Origin of the sequence: Candidatus Chryseobacterium colombiense (assembly GCA_029203185.1) — a bacterium.
GTDB classification, from domain to species: domain Bacteria; phylum Bacteroidota; class Bacteroidia; order Flavobacteriales; family Weeksellaceae; genus Chryseobacterium; species Chryseobacterium colombiense.
Genome location: CP119310.1, coordinates 27,454 through 49,611, shown reverse-complemented (window position 1 = coordinate 49,611; position 22,158 = coordinate 27,454). Strand labels below are relative to the sequence as shown.

General features: G+C 34.5%; 19 protein-coding genes. 9 read left to right on the top strand and 10 right to left on the bottom strand.

Features of this window, described 5'->3' with window-relative positions; translation table 11 throughout:
• Window positions 1-69 precede the first annotated feature (69 nt).
• From P0Y62_00230 to dnaJ, 3 genes are all read left to right on the top strand, one after another.
• Entirely contained in the window at window positions 70-1,404 is a 1,335-nt protein-coding gene (locus P0Y62_00230) for an Nramp family divalent metal transporter (protein WEK69979.1), read from the top strand.
• Between the two features lie 129 nt (window positions 1,405-1,533).
• On the top strand, window positions 1,534-2,070 hold the full coding sequence (locus tag P0Y62_00225; GenBank protein WEK69978.1) for a nucleotide exchange factor GrpE: 537 nt from the start codon (window positions 1,534-1,536) through the stop codon (window positions 2,068-2,070).
• 77 nt (window positions 2,071-2,147) lie between these two features.
• The gene (gene dnaJ, locus P0Y62_00220) at window positions 2,148-3,263 is read left to right on the top strand and encodes a molecular chaperone DnaJ (protein ID WEK69977.1); all 1,116 of its coding nucleotides are present in this window, start codon (window positions 2,148-2,150) and stop codon (window positions 3,261-3,263) included.
• A gap of 126 nt (window positions 3,264-3,389) precedes the next feature.
• Here the strand turns inward: dnaJ and P0Y62_00215 are convergent, their stop codons facing one another.
• On the bottom strand, window positions 3,390-4,277 hold the full coding sequence (locus P0Y62_00215) for a DUF808 domain-containing protein (GenBank protein WEK69976.1): 888 nt from the start codon (window positions 4,275-4,277) through the stop codon (window positions 3,390-3,392).
• A gap of 235 nt (window positions 4,278-4,512) precedes the next feature.
• On the opposite strand from P0Y62_00215, the gene P0Y62_00210 reads away from it, so the two are divergent.
• Window positions 4,513-4,875, top strand: coding sequence for a hypothetical protein (locus P0Y62_00210; GenBank protein WEK69975.1), 363 nt, complete (start codon window positions 4,513-4,515; stop codon window positions 4,873-4,875).
• 52 nt (window positions 4,876-4,927) lie between these two features.
• Window positions 4,928-5,800 carry an alpha/beta hydrolase gene (locus P0Y62_00205; protein ID WEK69974.1) on the top strand — a complete coding sequence of 291 codons (873 nt, stop codon included), beginning with the start codon at window positions 4,928-4,930 and terminating at the stop codon, window positions 5,798-5,800.
• Window positions 5,801-5,996: 196 nt separating this feature from the next.
• Here P0Y62_00205 and P0Y62_00200 read toward each other — a convergent pair whose 3' ends face one another.
• From P0Y62_00200 to P0Y62_00185, 4 genes are all read right to left on the bottom strand, one after another.
• Window positions 5,997-6,704, bottom strand: coding sequence for a VTT domain-containing protein (locus P0Y62_00200; protein ID WEK69973.1), 708 nt, complete (start codon window positions 6,702-6,704; stop codon window positions 5,997-5,999).
• 84 nt (window positions 6,705-6,788) lie between these two features.
• Entirely contained in the window at window positions 6,789-7,901 is a 1,113-nt protein-coding gene (gene prfB / locus P0Y62_00195) for a peptide chain release factor 2 (GenBank protein WEK69972.1), read from the bottom strand.
• Between the two features lie 195 nt (window positions 7,902-8,096).
• Window positions 8,097-9,266 carry an FAD-dependent oxidoreductase gene (locus tag P0Y62_00190; protein WEK69971.1) on the bottom strand — a complete coding sequence of 390 codons (1,170 nt, stop codon included), beginning with the start codon at window positions 9,264-9,266 and terminating at the stop codon, window positions 8,097-8,099.
• A gap of 85 nt (window positions 9,267-9,351) precedes the next feature.
• Window positions 9,352-10,713 (bottom strand): AAA family ATPase, encoded by a 1,362-nt coding sequence (locus P0Y62_00185; protein WEK69970.1) that lies wholly within the window; start codon window positions 10,711-10,713, stop codon window positions 9,352-9,354.
• Between the two features lie 116 nt (window positions 10,714-10,829).
• Here P0Y62_00185 and P0Y62_00180 point away from each other — a divergent pair, with 116 nt between their 5' ends.
• Both P0Y62_00180 and P0Y62_00175 read left to right on the top strand, forming a co-directional pair.
• Window positions 10,830-11,732, top strand: coding sequence for an ABC transporter ATP-binding protein (locus P0Y62_00180; protein ID WEK69969.1), 903 nt, complete (start codon window positions 10,830-10,832; stop codon window positions 11,730-11,732).
• 2 nt (window positions 11,733-11,734) lie between these two features.
• Entirely contained in the window at window positions 11,735-12,580 is an 846-nt protein-coding gene (locus tag P0Y62_00175; GenBank protein WEK69968.1) for an ABC transporter permease subunit, read from the top strand.
• A gap of 220 nt (window positions 12,581-12,800) precedes the next feature.
• Here the strand turns inward: P0Y62_00175 and msrB are convergent, their stop codons facing one another.
• The 4 genes from msrB to P0Y62_00155 all read right to left on the bottom strand — a co-directional run bounded on the left by msrB (window position 12,801) and on the right by P0Y62_00155 (window position 15,300).
• On the bottom strand, window positions 12,801-13,910 hold the full coding sequence (msrB, locus tag P0Y62_00170; GenBank protein ID WEK69967.1) for a peptide-methionine (R)-S-oxide reductase MsrB: 1,110 nt from the start codon (window positions 13,908-13,910) through the stop codon (window positions 12,801-12,803).
• A 10-nt stretch (window positions 13,911-13,920) separates the two neighbouring features.
• Window positions 13,921-14,379 carry a DUF417 family protein gene (locus tag P0Y62_00165; GenBank protein WEK69966.1) on the bottom strand — a complete coding sequence of 153 codons (459 nt, stop codon included), beginning with the start codon at window positions 14,377-14,379 and terminating at the stop codon, window positions 13,921-13,923.
• Window positions 14,380-14,457: 78 nt separating this feature from the next.
• On the bottom strand, window positions 14,458-14,712 hold the full coding sequence (locus tag P0Y62_00160) for a hypothetical protein (protein ID WEK69965.1): 255 nt from the start codon (window positions 14,710-14,712) through the stop codon (window positions 14,458-14,460).
• A gap of 33 nt (window positions 14,713-14,745) precedes the next feature.
• Entirely contained in the window at window positions 14,746-15,300 is a 555-nt protein-coding gene (locus P0Y62_00155; GenBank protein ID WEK69964.1) for a sigma-70 family RNA polymerase sigma factor, read from the bottom strand.
• Between the two features lie 422 nt (window positions 15,301-15,722).
• Between P0Y62_00155 and alaS the strand changes: the two genes are divergently transcribed.
• Window positions 15,723-18,326, top strand: coding sequence for an alanine--tRNA ligase (gene alaS, locus P0Y62_00150; protein WEK69963.1), 2,604 nt, complete (start codon window positions 15,723-15,725; stop codon window positions 18,324-18,326).
• A gap of 227 nt (window positions 18,327-18,553) precedes the next feature.
• On the opposite strand, the gene P0Y62_00145 is transcribed toward alaS, so the two are convergent.
• Entirely contained in the window at window positions 18,554-19,315 is a 762-nt protein-coding gene (locus P0Y62_00145) for a hypothetical protein (GenBank protein ID WEK69962.1), read from the bottom strand.
• Window positions 19,316-19,652: 337 nt separating this feature from the next.
• Here P0Y62_00145 and P0Y62_00140 point away from each other — a divergent pair, with 337 nt between their 5' ends.
• Window positions 19,653-22,109 carry a DUF5686 family protein gene (locus P0Y62_00140; protein ID WEK69961.1) on the top strand — a complete coding sequence of 819 codons (2,457 nt, stop codon included), beginning with the start codon at window positions 19,653-19,655 and terminating at the stop codon, window positions 22,107-22,109.
• The last annotated feature ends 49 nt before the right edge of the window (window positions 22,110-22,158 follow it).

Sequence of the window (22,158 nt, the reverse complement as noted above, 5' to 3'; positions counted from 1 at the left end):
TTTTTTCGTGTCCTTAAATTTGTAATTTTGATATATTTAATTAAATTTGTTAGTCATTCCTAACATTTTATGAATTTTAATTTAAAAAACGCCTGGCGAAAAGATAAAACCTCACATTCTTTATCGGAAGTATATTCTTCTGTAAAAGTCCCTAAAAATGCCAGCTTCTGGAGAAAATACCTTGCCTTTGCAGGACCTGGTTTAATGGTTGCTGTAGGATATATGGATCCGGGAAACTGGGCAACAGATATTGCAGGTGGAGCACAATTTGGCTACACTCTACTATCAGTTATTATGATCTCGAACATTTTTGCTATGGTTTTGCAGCATTTATCTGTAAAACTGGGGGTAGTCGCAGAAAGAGATTTGGCGCAGGCTTGTCGTGATCATTTTAGTCCGACAACCAATTTCATTCTCTGGACTTTTTGTGAAATAGCTATTGCTGCGTGTGATCTCGCCGAAGTGATAGGCTCTGCCATTGCTTTAAACTTATTGTTCGGAATTCCTTTAACATGGGGAATTGTGATTACTACAGTCGATGTTTTGCTTATTCTTTTGCTTCAGTCAAAGGGATTCCGATGGATCGAAAGTATTGTAGGCGGATTAATCTTTATTATTCTAGCATGTTTTGTCTATGAATTGATCATCTCGCAACCTGCTATCAATGAAGTCTTAGGAGGTCTTGTTCCAAAAGCGGAAATCATTCAAAATCCGGCTATGCTTTATATTGCAATTGGAATTTTGGGAGCTACTGTAATGCCGCACAATTTGTATCTACACAGCAGCATTGTCCAGACAAGAGATTATGAACGTACTAAAGAAGGAAAAAAAGAAGCTATAAAGTTTGCGACATTAGACAGTACCGTTTCTTTGATGCTTGCCTTTTTCATCAACGGAGCCATTTTAATTTTAGCCGCAGCAACCTTTCATATTACAGGAAATAAACATGTTGCAGACATTCACGATGCTTATCAAATGCTGACTCCGATTTTAGGAGCTTCCATGGCAAGTATTGCCTTTGCCATTGCATTATTAGCGTCGGGACAAAACTCAACGCTTACCGGAACTCTTGCCGGACAAATCGTAATGGAAGGTTTTTTAAATATCAGATTAAAGCCTTGGCTGAGAAGATTAATTACAAGATTAATCGCAGTAATTCCGGCTTTAATTGTAACTGTATTATACGGGGAAAAAGGCACTACAGAATTATTGGTTTTAAGCCAGGTCATTTTATCCATGCAATTAAGCTTTGCTGTCGTTCCTTTGGTGATGTTCACAAGTGATAAAGCCAAAATGGGAGAATTTGTGAATAAACCTTTTATGAAAACCTGTGTCTGGATTATTTCTTTCGTGATTATTATTTTAAATCTTTATCTCTTATATCAGACATTCTTCGGAGAATAGTCATTAAAACAAACATCAACATCAAAAACATTAGTTCACAATTTGAATTAAAAATCTTTTCTGCCGAAATGTCACGCTTTTTCCTTTGGCAGAATCTTTGCGAATACATAGGAAAATAAAGATTGAATTATGGAAAATCAGGATATCAACGAAGAAAGCATCAATAATCAAGAAGATACGAAGATTCAAAACGAAGCAACATCTGAAGACAATGTGACAGCACAACCGACTGCAGAGGAACTTTTGGCAGTAGAAAAAGACCGTTACATCAGATTATACGCTGAATTTGAAAACTATAAAAAAAGAACTAGCAAAGAGAAAATGGAATTTTTCCAATACGCCAATCAGGATATGATGGTTTCTATGCTTGGTGTTTTAGACGACTTCGAAAGAGCGATTAAAGAGATTGCTAAAAACGGAAATCCTGCCGATCTACAAGGCGTTGAATTGATTTATAACAAATTCAAAAGTAAACTGACTGAAAAAGGACTAAAAGCAATGGAAGTAAAAGCCGGAGACAGCTTTAATGTAGATTTCCATGAAGCAATTACCCAGATCCCTGCTCCATCAGAAGAATTAAAAGGGAAAATCGTAGACGTAATCGAAACAGGATATACTTTAGGTGATAAAGTAATTCGTTTTGCAAAAGTAGTAACAGGAAATTAAAAATATAAGCAATAAGTAATGGGTAATAAGCAATTTTTGATATTACCCATTATTCATTACTAATTACCCATAAAAAAATGTCAAAAAGAGATTATTACGAGGTTCTTGAGATCAGCAAATCTGCTTCGGCCGACGAAATAAAGAAAGCATACCGTAAAATGGCTATCAAATTTCACCCAGATAAGAATCCGGGTGATAAAGAAGCTGAAGAAAAGTTTAAAGAAGCTGCCGAAGCTTATGAAGTTCTGAGCGACGAACAGAAACGTGCAAGATACGATCAGTTCGGCCACGCAGGAATGGGTGGAAACGGCGGCTTTGGTGGCGGTGGTTTCGGTGGCGGAATGAACATGGAAGATATTTTCAGCCAGTTTGGAGATATTTTCGGTGGAGGTTTCGGTGGTTTTGGTGGTGGCGGTGGTCGTCAGCAAGTGAAAGGTTCGAATTTAAGAATCAGAATCAAGCTGAACCTTGAAGAAATGGTAAACGGAACACAGAAGACCATTAAAGTTAAAAAAATGAAAGTAGCGGAAGGGGCTACTTCAAAAACCTGTCCTACCTGTGGTGGTTCCGGAGTTCAGATGAAAGTGATGAACACCATGTTCGGGCAAATGCAAACCCAGACTACTTGTGGAACTTGTCAGGGAATCGGTAAAGTTGCTGATAAAATTCCGGCAGGAGCTAATGCACAAGGTTTAGTAAAAGATGAGGAAGAAATCACCATCAATATTCCTGCAGGAGCAAGAGACGGAATTCAGTTAAATGTAAGAGGTAAAGGTAACGATGCCCCTTTCGGCGGTATTCCGGGAGATTTATTGGTGATTGTTGAGGAAGAAGTCGATAAAGTAATCAAAAGAGAAGGTGATAATCTTCACCAAGAATTATATGTTTCTTTTGCAGAAGCAGCTTTAGGAACTAAAAAAGAGGTTCCAACTGTTGGCGGAAAGGTGAAAATCACAGTAGATCCAGGAACGCAGTCCGGAAAAATCTTAAGACTTGCCGGAAAAGGCCTTCCAAGTATTGACAGCTATGGCAAAGGTGATATGTTCATCCACATCAATGTGTGGACTCCACAAAAATTAACGAAAGAACAAAAGGAGTTTTTCGAAAATCAAATGAACAGCGGAGAAATGGTTGCAGAACCATCCGGAAAGGAAAAAACGTTCTTTGATAAAGTGAAAGATTTATTCAACTAATCATATTAAAAGAGGCTTTTTAAAGTCTCTTTTTTTATCATAAAACTTTATGTATAAGTTTATTAAAAACACAGATCGGGGCTTCAATTCTTGAAGCCCCGATCTGTTCTATTATTTATCAAGTTTCTATTTTCGTTTAACTAAAGAAACGGCTCCTTTTCCTATGCTGAAAAGAGCAACTGCAAGCAGCCCTCCTGCAAGTCCGAGAATAACTTCTTTCAGAATCGTAAGAATTTTATTGGACGACCAGGATTCTAAAAAATGATGAAGAAATTCTACTCTATGAGCAAAAATCCCACCGGCTACCATAATCAAAGCAATCGTACCGATCACTCCTAAAGCTTTAATTACAATTGGTAAAGCTTTTACTAATAAATGCCCCAGTTTTCCGAAGAATCCTTTATCGTTACTCTTTTTAATTAGTTTAAATCCGGCATCATCCATTCTTACAATCAGAGCTACAATTCCGTAAACCCCGACCGTTGCAACAAACGCCACAAAACTCGTCACCAAAATTTGGGTAATAAAAGGATGACTTTCTTCCAATACTGTTCCCAAAGCAATGATTACAATCTCAATCGATAAAATAAAGTCTGTAGTGATGGCAGATTTTACTTTTGTTTTTTCTATTTCTTCGTCACTTTTATCTTCTTCCACGACTTCATGGCCTTTTTTATCACGGTGAAAAAGAAATTCTATAATTTTTTCAACCCCTTCGAAAGACAGATACAGTCCTCCCAAAATCAAGATATAATTGATTGACGGAGCATACAACCAGTTTAATAAAAATACGACAGGCAGAATGATCAATTTGTTAATGAATGATCCTTTTGTGATCGCCCACAATACAGGAATTTCTCTTGAAGAAAGAAACCCAGTAGCTTTTTCAGCATTTACCGCCAAATCATCCCCCAAAATCCCTGCGGTTTTTTGGGTTGCTATTTTACTTGTAACCGCCACATCATCCATCAAAGCTGCGATATCATCCAAAATCGCAAAAAAACCAGATGCCATAAAATTTTAATATTTTTTAAATAATTGTTAAGGAACAAAAATAACTATTTAATTCGATTTATTCTATGATTATGAAAGGTTTTAAGAGAATTTATGTTATTAATTAATGTAGTAAAAGATACTGAGGGATTTGGTATAACTTTGCCGAAAATTGTAACTGCAAAGAAAGGGATATTACGAACTTGGATTAATAACAAGTGTTACGGAGAATACATTTTAAAATAAAAAAACGTATATGAATTTTACAAAACTAGTGCCCAATGTTTTCTACAAAGACATTAATACCGGACTGAAGATATTTGTTGATTGTCTTGAATTTGAAATCGGCCATAGTGAGCTGGATGCTCATCAGCCTTTTTGTGTGTTGGAAAAGGACGGATTGAGAATCAATCTCTTTCAGAATGAAGAGTTTGCAGAAAAAGACCATCCTGAATTTAGATTGGTTACTGAAAATATTGAAGAAGTTTATGAAAAGGTAAGCAAAAATTTTCTTGAATTGTTACATCCTAACTTAAGTGCAATTACTTTAAGACCATGGAATGCCAAGGAATTTGCATTAATGGATGAACAGATCGGGATCATCATTCAGCAATGGTAAAAATCATTTCTCAAAATGTATTTTCAGCTTTTATTTTCTGTAATTTTATACCATGAAAAAGCTGATTCTTAAATACCATTACTTTGTTTTAGGATTAATTGGCTTTGTTCTAAGTTCATGCAATACACGAAAATTCAAAGTCTGGGTGGGAACCGATAATGAACAGAAAATTTATAATTTAAAATACGGGGAACATCAACGCCAGAAAATGGATATTTTCCTGCCTTCTGATTATCCTGAAAATTCTCCGGTAGTCCTGATCATTCATGGCGGAGCCTGGACTTTAGGAAAAAAAGAACACATGATCCAGATTCAGAAAATGCTTTTCAAGAATAACATTCCAAGCATTAACATGAATTACAGGCTGGTTTCAAAGTCAAAAAAAATAACGTACAGAGAACAACTGGAAGATATCAGTCTGACAATTACAAAATTTAATTCTTTAGCTCAAAAGGCAGAACTTTCCCCCAATAATTATATTCTTTTAGGTGAAAGTGCAGGTGGTCATTTAGCCTTATTATATGGCTATCAAAATCCCGATCAGATCAAAAAGATCATTTCTTTAAGTGGTCCTACAGATTTTTATTCCCCTGAATATTTGCATTCCTTTTATTCAAAATATTCTTCTCCTACGATACAAAAAATGGTGGGAACAAAATTTCATCGTGAAAATCTGTCCGAAGAGTTTAAAAAAGCAAGCCCGATTGCCAATATCTCAAACGTTCCTACTCTACTTTTTCAAGGGAATCAGGATTTCTTAGTGAACCAAAAACAAGGTTTAGCACTGGATTCTGCTTTAACTGCTCAACATATTCCCCATAAACTTGTGTTTATGAAAAATGCAGGTCATGCACCTAGATTTTTTAGCAAAACAAAAAGAGACAGTATTATTTTTCCTAATATCCTGGAATGGATTAGAAGATAATCTTTGTCATTCTGACGAAGGAAGAATCTTTTTATATTCTAAACTTTGCTTTTTTTACATAAAGATTCTTCAATTCGCTCCGCTACTTTCAGAATGACAGTCTATACAATCAAATAACAGTGATCCAGACAAGAAGAATCGTGTGCAAAAAAAAATAGCCCGTTAAAAAACGAGCTATCTGTATATTTATTAATTTCTATTTAACGTCTTCGTCAAAATCATGGTTTTCATATTTTGAAAGGTCTTCTTTCTTTCCAAATAAAAACTTTCCAATAACTGGTACTGTTGTTACCAAAACAATGACAATAATGATAAGCTCCAGTTTCTTTTTAAGATCAATACCAAACTGATCCATAAACAGTTTATCCAGATAATGTCCTGCAAAGATCAACAGAAAAGACCATAAAACAGCCCCTATAATATTATCTCTGAGGAATGCTTTTTTATCCATTTTCACAATTCCGGCAATAATAGGAGTAAAAGTTCTTACAACAGGTAAAAATCTCGCCATAATAATAGCCAAAGCTCCATTTTTTTCGAAAAACTCATGCGCCTGATATAAGTGCTTTTTCTTGAAAAGCATCGTATCCTTCTTTTTATACAAAGCCGGTCCTGCTTTACGTCCGAAATAGTATCCGACTTCATTACCAATAATGGCAGCAAAGGCAACTGCCGAAGCTAAAACCGTGGTATCAAGGAAATCACTTCCTGTAGAACCAAAAGTTTCCGAAATAATCTTCACTGCGTAAATTCCCGACACAAAAAGCAAAGAATCTCCGGGAAGGAAAAATCCTATAAATAAACCCGTTTCTGCAAAAATAATAAATAAAATAAGCCAAAATCCCCCATTATTTATATAAAACTCAGGGTTTAATAAATCCTTCCAGCTATTGAAATCTTCCATAAGTATTGATGTGTAACAAAAATAAGCTTAATAAAATTCAAAAGGAAATATATTAGCATATTTTAACGAAAATTCAGATACGATTTACAGATCCAGATCATCTTCTGAAACTGCCGTTCCATCGGCCATTAGAAATGCTTTCAGGAATGGGGTAAGATTTCCGTTCATTACAGAATCTACATCTGATGTTTCATAACCTGAGCGTACATCTTTTACCAGTTTATAAGGATGCATGACGTAGTTTCTGATCTGGCTTCCCCACTCGATTTTCATTTTGTTGGCTTCAATCTCGTTACGGGCTTTCATACGCTCTTCCAATTCCATTTCATAAAGTCTTGAACGAAGCAACTGCATTGCTTTTTCCTTGTTCTGAAGCTGTGAACGGGATTCTGAGTTTTCGATGATTATTCCTGTCGGTGCGTGACGAAGACGAACGGCAGTTTCTACCTTGTTTACGTTCTGTCCTCCTGCTCCGGAAGACCTCATGGTTTCAAATGAAATATCGGCAGGATTGATGTTAATTTCAATTGTATCGTCCACCAAAGGATAAACATATACGGAAACAAAACTCGTATGACGTTTTGCATTGGAATCAAAAGGGGAAATTCTTACCAATCGGTGAACTCCGTTTTCTCCTCTTAAATAGCCGAAAGCAAATTCTCCTTCAATTTCTAACGTTACAGTTTTCACTCCGGCAACATCTCCTTCCTGGAAGTTCAGTTCACGGATTTTATATCCCTGTTTTTCAGCCCACATGGTGTACATTCTCATCAGCATAGAAGCCCAGTCACAACTTTCCGTTCCTCCTGCTCCTGCTGTAATCTGAAGTACCGCGGAAAGTTCATCTCCTTCATTGGAAAGCATATTTTTGAATTCCAGGTCTTCTATTTTTTCTACCAATTGAGGAAAAGCTTCATCCAGTTCTTTTTCAGAATCCGAATCTTCTTTGGCGAAATCCATTAAAACCTGCAGATCTTCAAACTGAGTATTGATCTCATCATAAGCTTCCACCCATTTTTTCTTAGAACGAAGTTGTTTTAAAAACGCTTCTGCCGTTTTCGGATTGTCCCAAAATTCCGGTGCTGCCGTTTTCTCATCATCATTGGCAATTTCTATCTTCTTTTTATCGATCTGGAGATATTTATGTAAATCTTCAATCCTCGATTGAATTTCTTTTATCTGGTCGTTGTTGATCACGATTGTTTATTTTTTGCAAAAATAAGCATATTTGTTTTAAGGCAACAGATATTATAAATACTGATTTAATGAATTACAGAAGTTAGATCCTTCGACTTCGCTCAGGACGACATTTCTAATAATAACTATTAAAAACATACAGAATAATTTGCAGGTGTCATCCTGAGCGAAATCGAAGGATCTCTTTAATCTAAATCAAATCATTTCAGCAACAATCTCTCCAATTTTCGGAGCCAGTGCCACTCCCATTCCGGAAAGTCTTACTGCACAGAATTGTCTTTCAGAAATTTGTTTTACTATGGGAGTTTTCTCTGTACCCATTGCCATAATTCCGGACCAACGCATCGAAATTTTCACATTCTGATTAGGTACAATAACTTCTTTTAAAAAGTTTTCCAAGTGATTTTGCAGAAATTCTGTAGTTTCAAAAGCGATGGTTTCTTCTGTTTTAAAATCCTGATTTCTTCCACCACCTAATAAAATTCGGTTTCCGAGATTTCTAAAATAACAAAACCCTTCATCATAATGGAAAGTGCCTTTTAATTTTAAATTTTCAACAGGTTCAGTTAAAATAATCTGCCCTCGAGCCGGAATAATTTCTTCATCTTCTAAAAATTGGGAAGCAAAAGCATTTGTACACTGAATCAATTGATTGGATGTAATCAAAATATTTTCAGGCAGCTGGACTTCAATTCCATTTGCCTTTTCAGCAATACTTTTCACTTCTTTTCCGAAGAGAAACTCCACTTTTAATTCATGACATTTTTCTACTAATTTCTGTAGTAACTTTCCTGAATGCAAACTTCCTTCACATGGGTTCTCAATTAAATACTCAGATTTTCCGAATCCGAATTCTTTAATTTTACCTTGATTCAGAAAATATGTTTCTTTGAGTCCTGTAATGGGTTTCAGTTTTTCATTAACCTCATCAATTCTATGTAAAGGTTTATCGTGATTAAGAATTTCAAAACCTCCGTTTAATTCGAAATCGATTTCCGGGTTTGTAAAATAAGTCTGGATTTTCTTCAACCCTTCAAATCTCATCTTTACAAGATCCAGTGTTTTTTCCCAACCCATTTTCTCAGAATCGGCAATCACTTCCGTCAGACTTCCAAAGCACGCAAAACCGGCATTTCTTGTTGAAGCGCCCAATGGAACAGAACTTCGTTCAATAATCAAAACCGATTTTTCAGGATATTTTTCTTTGATGGAAATCGCAGTCCATAATCCTGTAAAACCGGCTCCGATAATGATTACATCCCGTTTTCTGTAAAATGTTTCAAGTTCCCAAACGCTGATCATGAGTAATGAATAATTGGTAATGAGCAATATTTTTGTGAATAGTGAATCGTCAATACGCTTCACTTGTGAATTTTTTCTTTTCTTATCTGTTTAATCATTCATAATTAACTTGCGAAGCAAAACTCACAAGCGAAGCGCATTCATCAAATTATTCTTTATTATTTTCCTCTTCTTCCCCGTTATGATGAAAGCCAATGGCTCTGGTTGGAGCTTCCACTACTCTATACGCATCCAATTCTGATTTTAAGCCTTGTACTCTGTATTGAAACTGATCGTAATTATTAATAATCACATCACTTAAAAATCTGGCAACCTGGTCCAGATATTCTTCGGTCAGCTTTCCTGCAGCATCTCTTAATGCACCGTTCAATAAGTTCTGATCTATTTTTAAATTTTCGTTTTTGGTTCTCTGATAGAGGTTTTTAATTCTTTTTTTCAGGCTTTGCGTAAAATCAATGAGCATGGTATTGCTGAAAACCTTCATTTGAGAGGCAATATCCCGCCAAAAAGGAACTTTATCGGCTTTATTGTTTTTAAGAATTTTGTATAACAGAGAATCATTTTCCAGTCCTTTGGTCATAGCAAACAAAATAATTTCGGAACGTTCAGCTGCATTAGGCGGAAATACAGGAACCATTACATCGAATCTTCCCGGAGCTAAAATTTCTTCATCAATTTCTGATACAGAGTTTGCCGAACCTACCATTAATAAATCTTCTTCTTCAAATTTACTGATATAATGAAGAATAATTTCCTGTGTTTCAAGATTACATGAAGCAACATTGTTTTCTGGATTTCTTTCCATCATCACTTCTTCAAAATCTTCAAGGAACAGCAATACTTTATCTTCTTTCATCATGGTTAAAAGAAAATCATTAAAATTAGTTTTGTTTCCGTCTACAAAAGAAGTTCCCAGATAATGTTTTTTCACTTCTTTGAACTTATAGCCTATAATTTCCGCTATTTTATTGGCCCAAAATATTTTACCGCTTCCGGGAGGACCATACAAAACGATTCCCGCCGGCTTATTGATTCCCCAATCTTTAATCTGCTGCGGATTTAAAAAGGGTTCTAAAACACCTGAAATATAGAAGAAAAGGTCTCTATATCCTATAAAATCTCTTTGTCTGAGACTCGTTTTGTGTCCAAAATAATTATAGACAAATTCGTAGTTCCCGCCCAGTTTATTATCGATTCCATAGCTTGAAATAGAAGATTTAAAAAAACCATTGTCAAATATGTTCGGATGAGTTTCTTTTATTGCTTTTTCTATTTTTTCCTTGGGCTGTTTGATGGTTTCTGCAATTTGTTCTAAGGTCTTATTTTTATCTAAATCTTTTTCATAAAGCTTTAAAAATTCAATATTTTCTCTGGCAAATTTTTCAAAGTCTTCTTTGACTTCAAAATTGGTACTGATACATGCACCTAACTCAAGATCAAAATCCTGGATAAAATGCTTTATTGCTTCTGCCGAAACTTTCAATTCTTTTGCTAATTCAATTAACTTCATAGTGACTGATTAATGCTATCAAATTTAATGTATTTAGGATTAAATGTAAATTGATTTAGGATAATTCTGTAACATTTTCTAATTTATATAGACTACTACTATGTAAAACAAATTACATGGAAAAGATTTTATCAGTAAAGAATCTGACGAAAAAATTCAAAAGAGTTGTGGTCAACAATATTTCTTTTGACGTCGAAAAAGGAAATGTCTACGGACTTTTAGGTCCCAACGGAAGCGGAAAATCCACTACTTTCGGAATGCTGCTTTCCACTATTAATCCTACAAGCGGAGACTGGTATTGGTTTGGTAAAAAAGGAACCGATCCTGATACACTAAAGAAAATCGGAGCGATTATTGAACAGCCCAATTTTTATCCTTATCTGAGTGCTGAAACCAACCTTAAAATTGTAGCAGAAATTAAGCATACTCCTTATTCCAGAATTGCAGAGGTTTTAAAAACCGTGGGTTTATATGAAAGGAGAAAAGATACCTTCAGAACTTTTTCTTTAGGGATGAAACAGCGTCTTGCGATTGCTTCCGCGATGCTGAATAATCCTGAAGTCCTTATTTTAGATGAACCTACCAACGGACTTGATCCGGAAGGAATTATCCAAATCAGAGAAATTATCAGCAATATTGCTAAACAGGGCATCACCATTATCATTGCAAGTCACCTGCTGGATGAGATTGAAAAAATATGCAGCCACGTTATTGTATTAAAGGAAGGAACTTCTCTTTATTGCGGAAGAGTGGATGAAATGACCTCCAACAATGGTTATTTTGAACTAAAAGCAGACAACAATGCACAACTTTTAAGTGCTTTAAATGAGCTTCAGTGGTTTACATCAATCAATCAGGAAGAAGATATGATAAAAGCTCACGTTCGTGATGATGCTTCAATTTCCGCTTCAACATTGAATCAGAAACTTGTAGAGAAAGGGATTTTCCTATCGCACCTGAACAAGAAAAAACTGTCTTTAGAATCACAATTCCTTGAACTTGTAAAAAACACCAATTAATCATGACAAAACTATTAAAACTTGAATACTACAAAAACCTGAATTACAAGCCATTCAGAGTTTTCACTATTTTATATTTTGCGATTCTTATTGCTTTACTTTTTATTGGACTGGTTGATTTTGATTTTTTTGGTGCAACCATTAATCTAAAACAAGAAGGAATTTACAACTTCCCGGAAATCTGGAACTTTACCACATGGATTGTCGGGTTATTGAAAATCTTTTTAGGATTAATCATTGTTTTTTCAATTTCTCAGGAATTCAGTAACAGGATGTTTAAGCAAAATACAATTGACGGATTAAGCAGAAAGGAATTTATTGGTTCAAAACTATTAACGATCAGTATTTTCACGATTATATCAACAATAATTGTATTGGCCATCACTATGCTTTTGGGGTATAAGTATTCTAATACGACAGAATCTGCAAAGGTTTTTGAAGAAATTTTCTTTATCGGAAATTACTTTATAAAACTGTTTACCTTTTTCTGCTTTCTGATGTTTCTTTCCATATTGCTGAGAAAATCCGTTTTTGTATTTCTGGCATTTTTTGTTTTCTGGATTATCGAAAGTGTTTTATCAGCCGTAGAAGTTTTCATGAAAGTAAAAGGATTACAGGGACCTCAAAGAAATGAAGTTTTACAAAATGACTTCTTTTTCTCTCATCTATTTCCTTTGGAAAGTATGTCTAATCTAATTCCCAATCCTATGGTAAGGCTGAATATGGCAAAAGCAATGGGGTTAAAATATGAGTTCCATTATCCAACAGAAAGCCTTATTGCCTGCCTGGTTTGGTGTGCCATTTTTATCTTCGGATCGTACTGGATTTTAAGAAAAAGAGACTGGTAAGTATTTGATAAAGATTGAAGAATTTAAATATTATAGTGATCCAAACGGATCACTTTTTTATTACTCTTAAATATCTTGCTAATTTCAATTGCAATGTTAAGCTAACAAATAGATTCTTCATTCCTCTTGCGCTTCATTCTGAATGACAAAGTGCTAAATATTTATAATTAAAAAAAGACTGCCTTTCGACAGTCTTAAAACACCTTACTTAATTATATATTTACTTCTTATCTTTTTCAAGTAAAGAAATATAGTCTCCATATCCTTTGGCTTTCATTTCCGCTTTCGGAATAAATTTCAGAGAGGCTGAATTAATACAGTAACGAAGTCCGCCTTTGTCTTCTGGTCCGTCGTTGAAAACATGCCCTAAATGTGCATCTCCTGTTTTACTTCTCACTTCTACTCTTGTCATTCCGTGAGAACGATCTAATTTTTCGTCAATCAATTGTTTTGAAATCGGTTTTGAAAAACTTGGCCATCCACAACCTGATTCAAATTTATCTGTTGAAATAAATAATGGTTCACCAGTTGTAATATCCACATAAATTCCTTCACGGGTTTCGTCCCAGTATTCATTCTGGAAAGCTCGTTCCGTTCCGTTTTCCTGAGTTACGTTATATTGTTCAGCTGTTAATTCTTTTTTTAATACAGTTTTATCTTTTTTTTGATACTTCATTTCTGTAGTCTGTTTTTTGGGAAGCGGGTTTGCATTTCTTGCCATTTCAAATAAACCTGGTTCAATATGACAATATCCTCCTGGGTTTTTATCTAAATAATCCTGATGATAATCTTCTGCCTTGTAGAAATTTTTCAAAGGAATCGTTTCTACAACAACAGGCTTATTATAATTTTTAGCTAACTTTTGAACCTCAGCTTTTACAATAGCTTCCGTTTCTTTATCTGTTGAATAAATTCCTGTTCTGTACTGATCTCCTCTGTCATTTCCCTGCTTATTTAAACTCGTAGGATCAATGGTTTTAAAATACAAATCAATTAATAGTTTTAAGTCTACCTGCTCAGGATCATATTTCACTTTTACAGTTTCCGCAAAACCTGTGGTATGGCTTACCACTTCTTCATAGGTAGGATTCACTTTATTTCCATTGGCATATCCCACCTCTGTACCTACAACTCCGCGAATTTGTTGAAAAAAGTGTTCAGTTCCCCAAAAACATCCTCCTGCAAAATAGATTTCTTTTACATTTTTATTGTTCATAACGGTCTCATTTTTCCCTTTAATTTCTGTGGATTTCCGTTTAGAATCTCCACAACTTGTAGCAAAAACTGCTATACCCAGAATTACTCCAAGCAGTATTAATATGTTTTTCATTTTTATCTTTTTATTTGTAATCATTTTTTTCATTTAAAAGCATTAAACCCAATCCCAAAAGCATTATGTCTTTTAAGATAAAAAAGTCTGTAACCGGAACTCCGTCTACAATTTTCCAAATTCCAGGAGTGGTAAATAAATAACTTAATGTTATAAGAAAAGTTACAATCATTCCGATGGCAGCATACTTTCGAAGTGATGCAAATTTCACACTAAATGCCAGTAGTAAAGCAATGATAATTTCTATCGCTCCGATAGCATTTGACACTGTTTGAACACTTACAATATCATATACGAAAAAAGTGAGAAAATGGTTTTCTACCAAGTGTTTTATCCCTTCTGCCTCTGTCGGGGTAAATTTGAATATTCCGATCCAGAGCAAAATCAATGCAGCCCCGAAAAGCGAAATGTAATATCCGATCCTGCCTGTTCGGTTTTCTTTGTCAATTTTTAGTACAGTTCCGTTCATCTTAAATGATTTTGATGTAATACTTTGTTTATTTTCAAAAGTATAGTCGGAACAATTTTAAAATCCTGACAAGGTTTTTTATTGAATATCTATTTTTTCAACAACCTTTTCTTTAAACCTTTGAATTTCAGAATCATTAATTTGAACTTTTTCTTCCTGAGAAAGCTTTCTTTTTAAAATATCATCCAAAATTTCCAGTTTTTGTTTGTAAGCTCTGCACCATTTACAAATTTTAAGATGTAGGGAAAGTTTCCACTTCTCTGTGGAAGAAATATTTTCCGCATTGCGTTTTTCCATGAGCAAAGTCACTTCACTGCATGGTAAAAAGATCATATGTATTAGTTTTTTTAACATTCTTTTTAATCCTTATGATTTTGCAAACCAGTTCAATTCCAAACATTCTCGCAACTGCAGTCGGCTTCGTTGTAAAATCTTCCAAAGATTAGTCGTAGAAATATTCAATTCCTGACTCACTTCGGGTGCTTTTTTTTCTTCAAGATAATACATTTTCATCGGAATCTTCCATCTTAAGGGTAAATCTTCAATACAGTCTTCCCATGTTTTATTAAAATCTTTGTCATCGAGAAGCTCCGTTTCTTTATTAGCAACATTCCAGTCATTAAGAACATCATCATTTTTCCACGAACCGGTTTCATCAAAAAAATGGTCTAGTTTTATTATTGGTTCGGATTTATATTTTTTCCGGTAAAAATCAGTAACTTTTCTACTTAAAATCGTCATCAGCCAGGTTAATGGCTGACTTTTACCTTCAAAAGAATCGTAAGACAAAAAAGCCGAAACAAAAACCTCCTGCACCACATCTTCCGCCTCAACTTTATCTGAAAGCAGATGTACTGCTCTTCTCAACAATGGTCCCGAATACTGTTCTATCCAGTTTTTGATTGTTTCGTTTTTTGTCATACCCAATTTTTATCTTTTCAGATAATAACGAAGATAATAAGTTAAAAGGAAAAGAACAAGAAAATATATTGTATAAAATTCCCCTTCTTTTGAGGGGTGGCGAAAATTCGGAAGAATTTTTGACGGGGTGATTTACAACATTATCATATCTGCTAGATTTTAACAATTGTTTCAGTTCGTTTTTTAGTTTCGGGCTGCAGCAAAGCTGCCGCCCGAAACTAAAAACATAGAAAAAGGTACTAAATAAGAAATTGGGGACTGGAGAATGAAGGTTTACAAGATTAAGGTAGCAGATTTCTCCTACGTCGAAATGACAATAACTCACAAACCATTAAAACATAAAACTATTCTTTTACATTACTTTAAAAACCTTAAATTTGCATCTTATCAAAAATTTGTAAAAAGCAAAGCAATATATCATTATGACATCACAAGAGATTCGTCAAAAATTTTTAGATTATTTTCAAAGTAAAGGCCACCTTATCGTTCCTTCAGCTCCTATCGTACTGAAAGACGACCCTACCCTTATGTTTTCCAACTCAGGAATGACGCAGTTCAAAGATTATTTTTTAGGATACAAAGAACCTAAAGCCTCAAGAATTGCCGATACTCAGAAATGTTTAAGAGTTTCCGGAAAGCATAATGACCTGGATGATGTAGGTAGAGATACTTATCACCATACCATGTTTGAGATGTTGGGGAACTGGTCTTTCGGTGATTATTTCAAAAAAGATGCTATTGCTTTTGCCTGGGAATTGCTGACGGAAGTCTATGGAATTCCGAAAGAAAACCTTTATGTAACCATTTTTGAAGGTGATACTTCTGAAAATCTTGATAGAGATCAGGATGCTTATGATTTCTGGAAATCACATATTTCCGAAGACAGAATCATCAACGGAAATAAAAAAGATAACTTCTGGGAAATGGGAGCAAGCGGACCTTGCGGACCTTGTTCTGAAATCCATGTTGATCTAAGAACTGATGAAGAAAAAGCAAAAGTTTCCGGACTTGAATTGGTGAATAATGACCATCCTCAGGTTGTGGAAATCTGGAACCTGGTTTTCATGCAATACAACCGTAAAGCAGACGGAAGCCTGGAAAACCTTCCTGCAAAGCATATTGATACCGGAATGGGCTTCGAGCGTCTTTGTATGGCACTTCAGGGAAAATCTTCCAACTACGATACGGATGTTTTCACACCTTTAATTGCTAAAGTTGAAGAACTTTCAGGTAAAAAATATACCGGAATTTTAGAAAACGAAAAAGATATTGCGATTCGTGTTGTGGTAGACCATATCAGAGCAGTTTCTTTTGCGATTGCAGACGGACAATTGCCATCAAACGGAGGAGCCGGTTATGTAATCAGAAGAATTTTAAGAAGAGGAATTTCTTATTCTTACAGATTCCTGGATATGAAAGAGCCTTTCCTTTATAAGCTTGTGGCTGTTCTTCAGGAGCAAATGGGTAAATTCTTCCCTGAACTTGAAAAACAAGGCGTTTTAGTAACGGAAGTAATCAAAAGTGAAGAAGAATCTTTCTTAAGAACGATTGAAACAGGATTAATCAGAGTTGAAAAGCTAATTCAGCAGACGATTGCCAATAACGCTAAAGTTTTACCTACAGAAGAAGTTTTCGAATTATATGATACTTACGGTTTCCCTGATGATTTAACAAGAATTATTGCGGAGGAAAAAGGTTTAACAATCGATGAAAAAGGATTTGAGATTGCTTTAAATGAGCAAAAGCAGCGTTCAAAGGCTGATTCTGCTCAAAAAGTTTATGACTGGGTAGTTTTAGAAGATCAGGAATCCAACTTTGTTGGTTATGACCAGATTGAAGCAGAAACACATATTACAAAATACAGAAAAGTAGAGAATAAAGACGGAGAATTTTACCAGGTTGTATTGAGCAATACCCCTTTCTACCCTGAAGGTGGTGGACAAGTTGGTGATAAAGGTGTTCTTGAAAACGCTGCTGAAAGTTTCGAAGTATTGGAAACGAAAAAGGAAAACGGATTGATTATCTCTTTAATCAATGGACTTCCAAAAGATGCAAGTGCTCTTTTCTATGCCAAAGTAAATGCAGGAGATAGAAAAAACTCTCAGTCTAACCACTCAGTAACTCACTTGTTACACGAAGCTTTAAGAGATGTGTTGGGAACTCACGTTGAGCAAAAAGGTTCTTACGTTGGTCCTGATTATCTTCGTTTCGACTTCTCTCATTTCAACAAAATGACGGAAGAAGAATTGGCTTTGGTAGAAGAAAAAGTAAATGCAAAAATCAAAGAAAGTATAGCTTTACAGGAGTTCAGAAATATTCCGATCAAGGAAGCTCTGGATAGAGGCGCAATGGCTTTATTTGGTGAAAAATATGGTGACAGTGTGAGAATGATCCAGTTTGGAAGTTCAAAAGAACTTTGTGGTGGAACTCACGTGAAAAATACAAGTGAAATCGGTCATTTTAAAATTGTTTCTGAAAGTTCTGCAGCTGCAGGAATCAGAAGAATTGAAGCAATTTCCGGAGATAAGTCTGAGGAATACTTCAAAAATTTAGAAAAGCAGATCACTGAACTTTCTCAGCTGTTAAAATCTAAAGATGTGGTACGTTCTATAGAAAAATTAATCGAAGAAAACACATCATTGAAAGCTGAGGTTGAAGCCTTTAAAAAAGAAAAAGCAAAAGGAGAAATCAGTGAATGGAAAGGAGCTTACGAACAAAAAGGTGATAAATTACTTTTAGTAAAAAGAACTTCTCTGGATGCCGGTTCTGTAAAAGATATCGTCTTCCAGCTGAAAAGAGAAATCCCGACTTCCATCACGATTATTCTGTCCGATGCAGACGGAAAACCCATGATTTCCGTTGGTGTTTCCGATGATTTGGCAGGGATTTATCAGGCCGGAGCATTGATTAAAGATTTAGCAAAAGAAATCCAAGGCGGTGGCGGTGGAAACCCAGGTTTCGCAACTGCAGGAGGAAAAAACATTGATGGACTGGAAAATGCTTATCAGAAAGCCTTGAATATTTAGTAAACATTTATGCTTTGCAATTCTGCAAGGTTTTATCATACAAACTATTTTAAATAAAAATCCCTTTCAAAACTGAAAGGGATTTTTATTTCTACTGTTACTATTGTATTTAAATAAATATAAAAATATTTTTGACTGGAATTAATGAGATTAGAGTTAGGAGGTTAGGTTTTATATGCTATTTTTTTATTGAAGGCATAAGCGAAACACTTGAACAAAAAAGGTTGTTATTTTTTCCATATTTTTCTGATCAATGTTAAGAATTTTATAGGCTCATTCTCATTACTTTTATTTTTTGCTTTCTCTTTTTCATTCCATTCTTCAAAAGTTATTATATTTTCCTTCTCCCACTCTTCATAAGTTGGCTGCTTTAAATTTAATCCTCCTTTATGAGGTTTCCCTACATATCCTTTTTTAGGTTCGGGAAGATTATCTTCACATTCAATTGAGCATAAATTCACCAATAATGGTAAGTCATCAGTTCCAACCCTCAATGTAATCCATTTTTGATTTGTCTGTTCGTAAGTTATTTCCTTTTCGCAAACACTACACCTTATTATTTCTGATTCATACTTTACAGGGTTATTTGTTAAGTCTGGAAAAGCCTTTCTATTTTTAAAATTTCCATAAAGTGCCCTTGTGCTTACTCTACTCTCTTTTAATTTCAAACATTTTATTATTTCATAAGGAAACCAATGTAAATCGTAAGAAGTGTAGGGGTCAAAATATTCAAGTGAAGTCATTTCTCCGATTTCGGGAGGCAAACTTTGTAATTTACTACCATAGAGCCACATTTTTTTTACATTTTTTAATTTTCCTATGCTTTTAGGAAGAGTGTAAATTTGCGAAAATAATTCAGGGCCTAAATCTTCAAATGGAGAAAATTCATCAGCATTTGTTCTCTCTATTCTTTCAATGTAATCGCATAGTTGTTTCCAAGCCTCTGAATTTTTGTCTTGTTTTCTTTGTTTAATTTTTATTTCATTCATTAACTTTTGGAATTTAAGAGAGTCTTTGTGATACAATTGCCGCTAACCTTTGGTTTTATTCAATGAATTAATCCAAACTATAATTTTATTAAAAATAAATAATATCCATACACAAAACAATTTTATTTTCAAACCTAAATGAAAAGACCAAATAAATTTAGAACTTAAAAAGTCTTAAATAAAAATCCATTTTTCATTAAATTGTGAATTGAATAAATAAAACCCACTGTATCCCATTCGAATACAGTGGGTTTTATTTTTAACAAAAGATTATATTTTTTTGCATTCTTTTGTAACTTTCTTATCAATAGTTTTGTCTTATATATAAAAAAAGCTAATGTCAAAACTTTTATCTACTCTATTTCTATTTTCAGCAGTATTCATTTTTGGGCAGACCCAGCTCAAAGTAATCAATAAATCCAATAAACAGCCCATACATAATGCAGCAGTATATTGTGATGACGAACTTCTTGGTAAAACAGATTTTAACGGTAACTTATCGTTAAAAACAAAATGTAAAAAGGTTGAAATTCTTGCCAGTAATTATGAAGATGTTTCTGCAGATGTAAAAAAATCAATGGAAATTTCTATGCAGCCTTTATCCGAGAAAATGGATAATATTGATAAAGTGATTATCAGTGATAAAAGTGATCCGAAAGCTCTAAGAATTTTGGATGAGGTGAATAAGAGAGCTAAGGAAAACTCTCCGAAATCTTTAGATTCATACAATTTTAAATCGTACTCTAAATTTTCTATTGACGTAGACAAAGATTCTATTGATACGTATAAAAATTTCCTGGCGGTCAGAAAGGATTCGCTTTCAAAAGTTGATAAAAAAGATTTCAAACAAAAAGAAAAAGATAAAAAAGATTCTTTGATTGCAGAAGATTTCATCAGTGCATCGGAGGAAAGCCAAATGTTCCTTTGGGAAAAAGCAACCGAATACAAATATTCAAAGAGTTTCGGTGAAAAAACGAATATTATCGACAACAGAATGTCCGGTTTTAAAAACCCAATTTATGAAGCTTTAGCAATTAATATCTCCAATTTAGACCGAATTCCTAGACAATTGAGACCTGAAAACAGAAAGCTGTTCAACTTCTACCTTTCCGATACAGTACAGCTTGACGGAAGAAAAACTTATTTGATTAAATTCAAGGAAATTACAGACAAGAAGAAGCAAAACCCAAGAAAATTCAATGGAAAAATCTATGTGGATTCTGAAACCTATGCTTTAAAGAAATTTGAAAGTATCAACAAAAAACAGAACGAAGGCAATATTGTTTCCGTCTGGAAACCTATCAATGGAAAATGGTTTTTAGATTCTGAAGACATTAAGCTAAAAATGGGAGACCAGAGTTTTGATACTTCAAAAAAAGACAGTTTAAAGCCCGGAGAGAAGCCTAAGTATAATAAAAAGAAGTTCGGAAACTATCTGTATGTGAAGAATCGTTTCTTTGATTTTGACATTAATGCAGAACAAAAAGCTTCTGAATTTAAAGGTTATTCTCTTGAAATGAAAAATTCCGACGGAAGCCTTTTGGAAAAATACAGAACAGACAGCCTTACCGCCCGAGAAAGTGCAACATATACTAAAATTGACAGCTTTGTTCAGAAGAACGATTTTGAAAAAAAACTGAACACTTTAACGCAGTTGATGCGAGGAAATATCCGTTATAAAATGATTGATTTTGATATTACGAAGCTTTTCAGCTACGATAAATATCAAGGGGTACGTTTAGGTGCAGGTCTGAAATTGAATGAAAACTTCAACAAAACATTTTCTCCTGATGGTTATTTCGGATACGGATTCAAAGATCATACCTGGAAATACGGTTTAGGGTTAGATGTAAAATTATCTCAGAAAAGAACTTCTGTTTTCAGAATTGATTATGTAGATGATGTTTTCGCAGCAGGAAGATTCAGCAACAATATGTGGGATATGATGATGAAAGTTTCGGATATGAATCTGGATCTTCACAATGGTACTTTTTATAAGAATCAGAAATGGGGAGCTTCATTCCTGTATGATATTTCCAATTCGCTAAGTGTGAAAGTTACCGCAAATAAAGAAAAACAAAAAGCTCTTTTCGATTATCAGTATAAGAATCTGGGAAACAGTTTTGACAACACAAGTGCAACATTATCTTTAAAATTCGCTCCGAATGATAAAAATATCATGACACCAAGCGGAAAATATACCTATGAAAAAGGATATCCTCAACTCTTCATGAACTACGAAAAAGGATTTGAAGCTTTAGGCGGAGACTTGGATTATAGCAGATTGGACGCCTTAATTATCCACCAGTTCAGATCTAAATTAGGATATACCAATATTAAGCTTTTCGGAGGAATTTCTTCAGGAAATGCCCCGATATGGAAAAATTTTGAAATTGCGGGACAAAATGATGCGAACGTAGACCACTGGTACTCCAACATCAGTACACCTTCCAATTTAGGATTTGCAACGATGCCTTCAGGAACATTTTTTGCTGATAAATTTGCAGCCTTTAAAATTTCGCAGTCACTACCATTCAGATTCAAAACTATCGGAGCAAGATATTCCAGTATCGATCTTGAATACCAAGCTGCTATCGGGAATTTAAAAAACAGAGAAAATCATCAGTTCCAGTTTCAGGTTTTAGATCATTATTATCAGGAAGTCGGATTAACCTGGAATAGATTCCTGGGCAGAAGCTTTGGAGTAGGCTTCTCTTATAGACTAGGCTATTATCAGACGTCTCAGTTTAAAGATAATTTTGGGATAAAAATTAAATTTAATCTTTTAAATTAAGCTTATCTCTCATAAAGAGTAAAATTATAAACAGAAACTTGCCGGTTTC

Coding starts and splice junctions, on each gene's coding strand:
- P0Y62_00205 (WEK69974.1), top strand. CDS start 4,928: ATGAAAAAGCTGATTCTTAAATACCATTACTTTGTTTTAGGATTAATT.
- P0Y62_00180 (WEK69969.1), top strand. CDS start 10,830: ATGGAAAAGATTTTATCAGTAAAGAATCTGACGAAAAAATTCAAAAGA.
- P0Y62_00145 (WEK69962.1), bottom strand. CDS start 19,315: ATGAATGAAATAAAAATTAAACAAAGAAAACAAGACAAAAATTCAGAG.
- P0Y62_00175 (WEK69968.1), top strand. CDS start 11,735: ATGACAAAACTATTAAAACTTGAATACTACAAAAACCTGAATTACAAG.
- P0Y62_00230 (WEK69979.1), top strand. CDS start 70: ATGAATTTTAATTTAAAAAACGCCTGGCGAAAAGATAAAACCTCACAT.
- alaS (WEK69963.1), top strand. CDS start 15,723: ATGACATCACAAGAGATTCGTCAAAAATTTTTAGATTATTTTCAAAGT.
- msrB (WEK69967.1), bottom strand. CDS start 13,910: ATGAAAAACATATTAATACTGCTTGGAGTAATTCTGGGTATAGCAGTT.
- P0Y62_00210 (WEK69975.1), top strand. CDS start 4,513: ATGAATTTTACAAAACTAGTGCCCAATGTTTTCTACAAAGACATTAAT.
- P0Y62_00160 (WEK69965.1), bottom strand. CDS start 14,712: ATGATCTTTTTACCATGCAGTGAAGTGACTTTGCTCATGGAAAAACGC.
- dnaJ (WEK69977.1), top strand. CDS start 2,148: ATGTCAAAAAGAGATTATTACGAGGTTCTTGAGATCAGCAAATCTGCT.
- P0Y62_00200 (WEK69973.1), bottom strand. CDS start 6,704: ATGGAAGATTTCAATAGCTGGAAGGATTTATTAAACCCTGAGTTTTAT.
- P0Y62_00165 (WEK69966.1), bottom strand. CDS start 14,379: ATGAACGGAACTGTACTAAAAATTGACAAAGAAAACCGAACAGGCAGG.
- P0Y62_00185 (WEK69970.1), bottom strand. CDS start 10,713: ATGAAGTTAATTGAATTAGCAAAAGAATTGAAAGTTTCGGCAGAAGCA.
- P0Y62_00155 (WEK69964.1), bottom strand. CDS start 15,300: ATGACAAAAAACGAAACAATCAAAAACTGGATAGAACAGTATTCGGGA.
- P0Y62_00140 (WEK69961.1), top strand. CDS start 19,653: ATGTCAAAACTTTTATCTACTCTATTTCTATTTTCAGCAGTATTCATT.
- P0Y62_00215 (WEK69976.1), bottom strand. CDS start 4,277: ATGGCATCTGGTTTTTTTGCGATTTTGGATGATATCGCAGCTTTGATG.
- P0Y62_00225 (WEK69978.1), top strand. CDS start 1,534: ATGGAAAATCAGGATATCAACGAAGAAAGCATCAATAATCAAGAAGAT.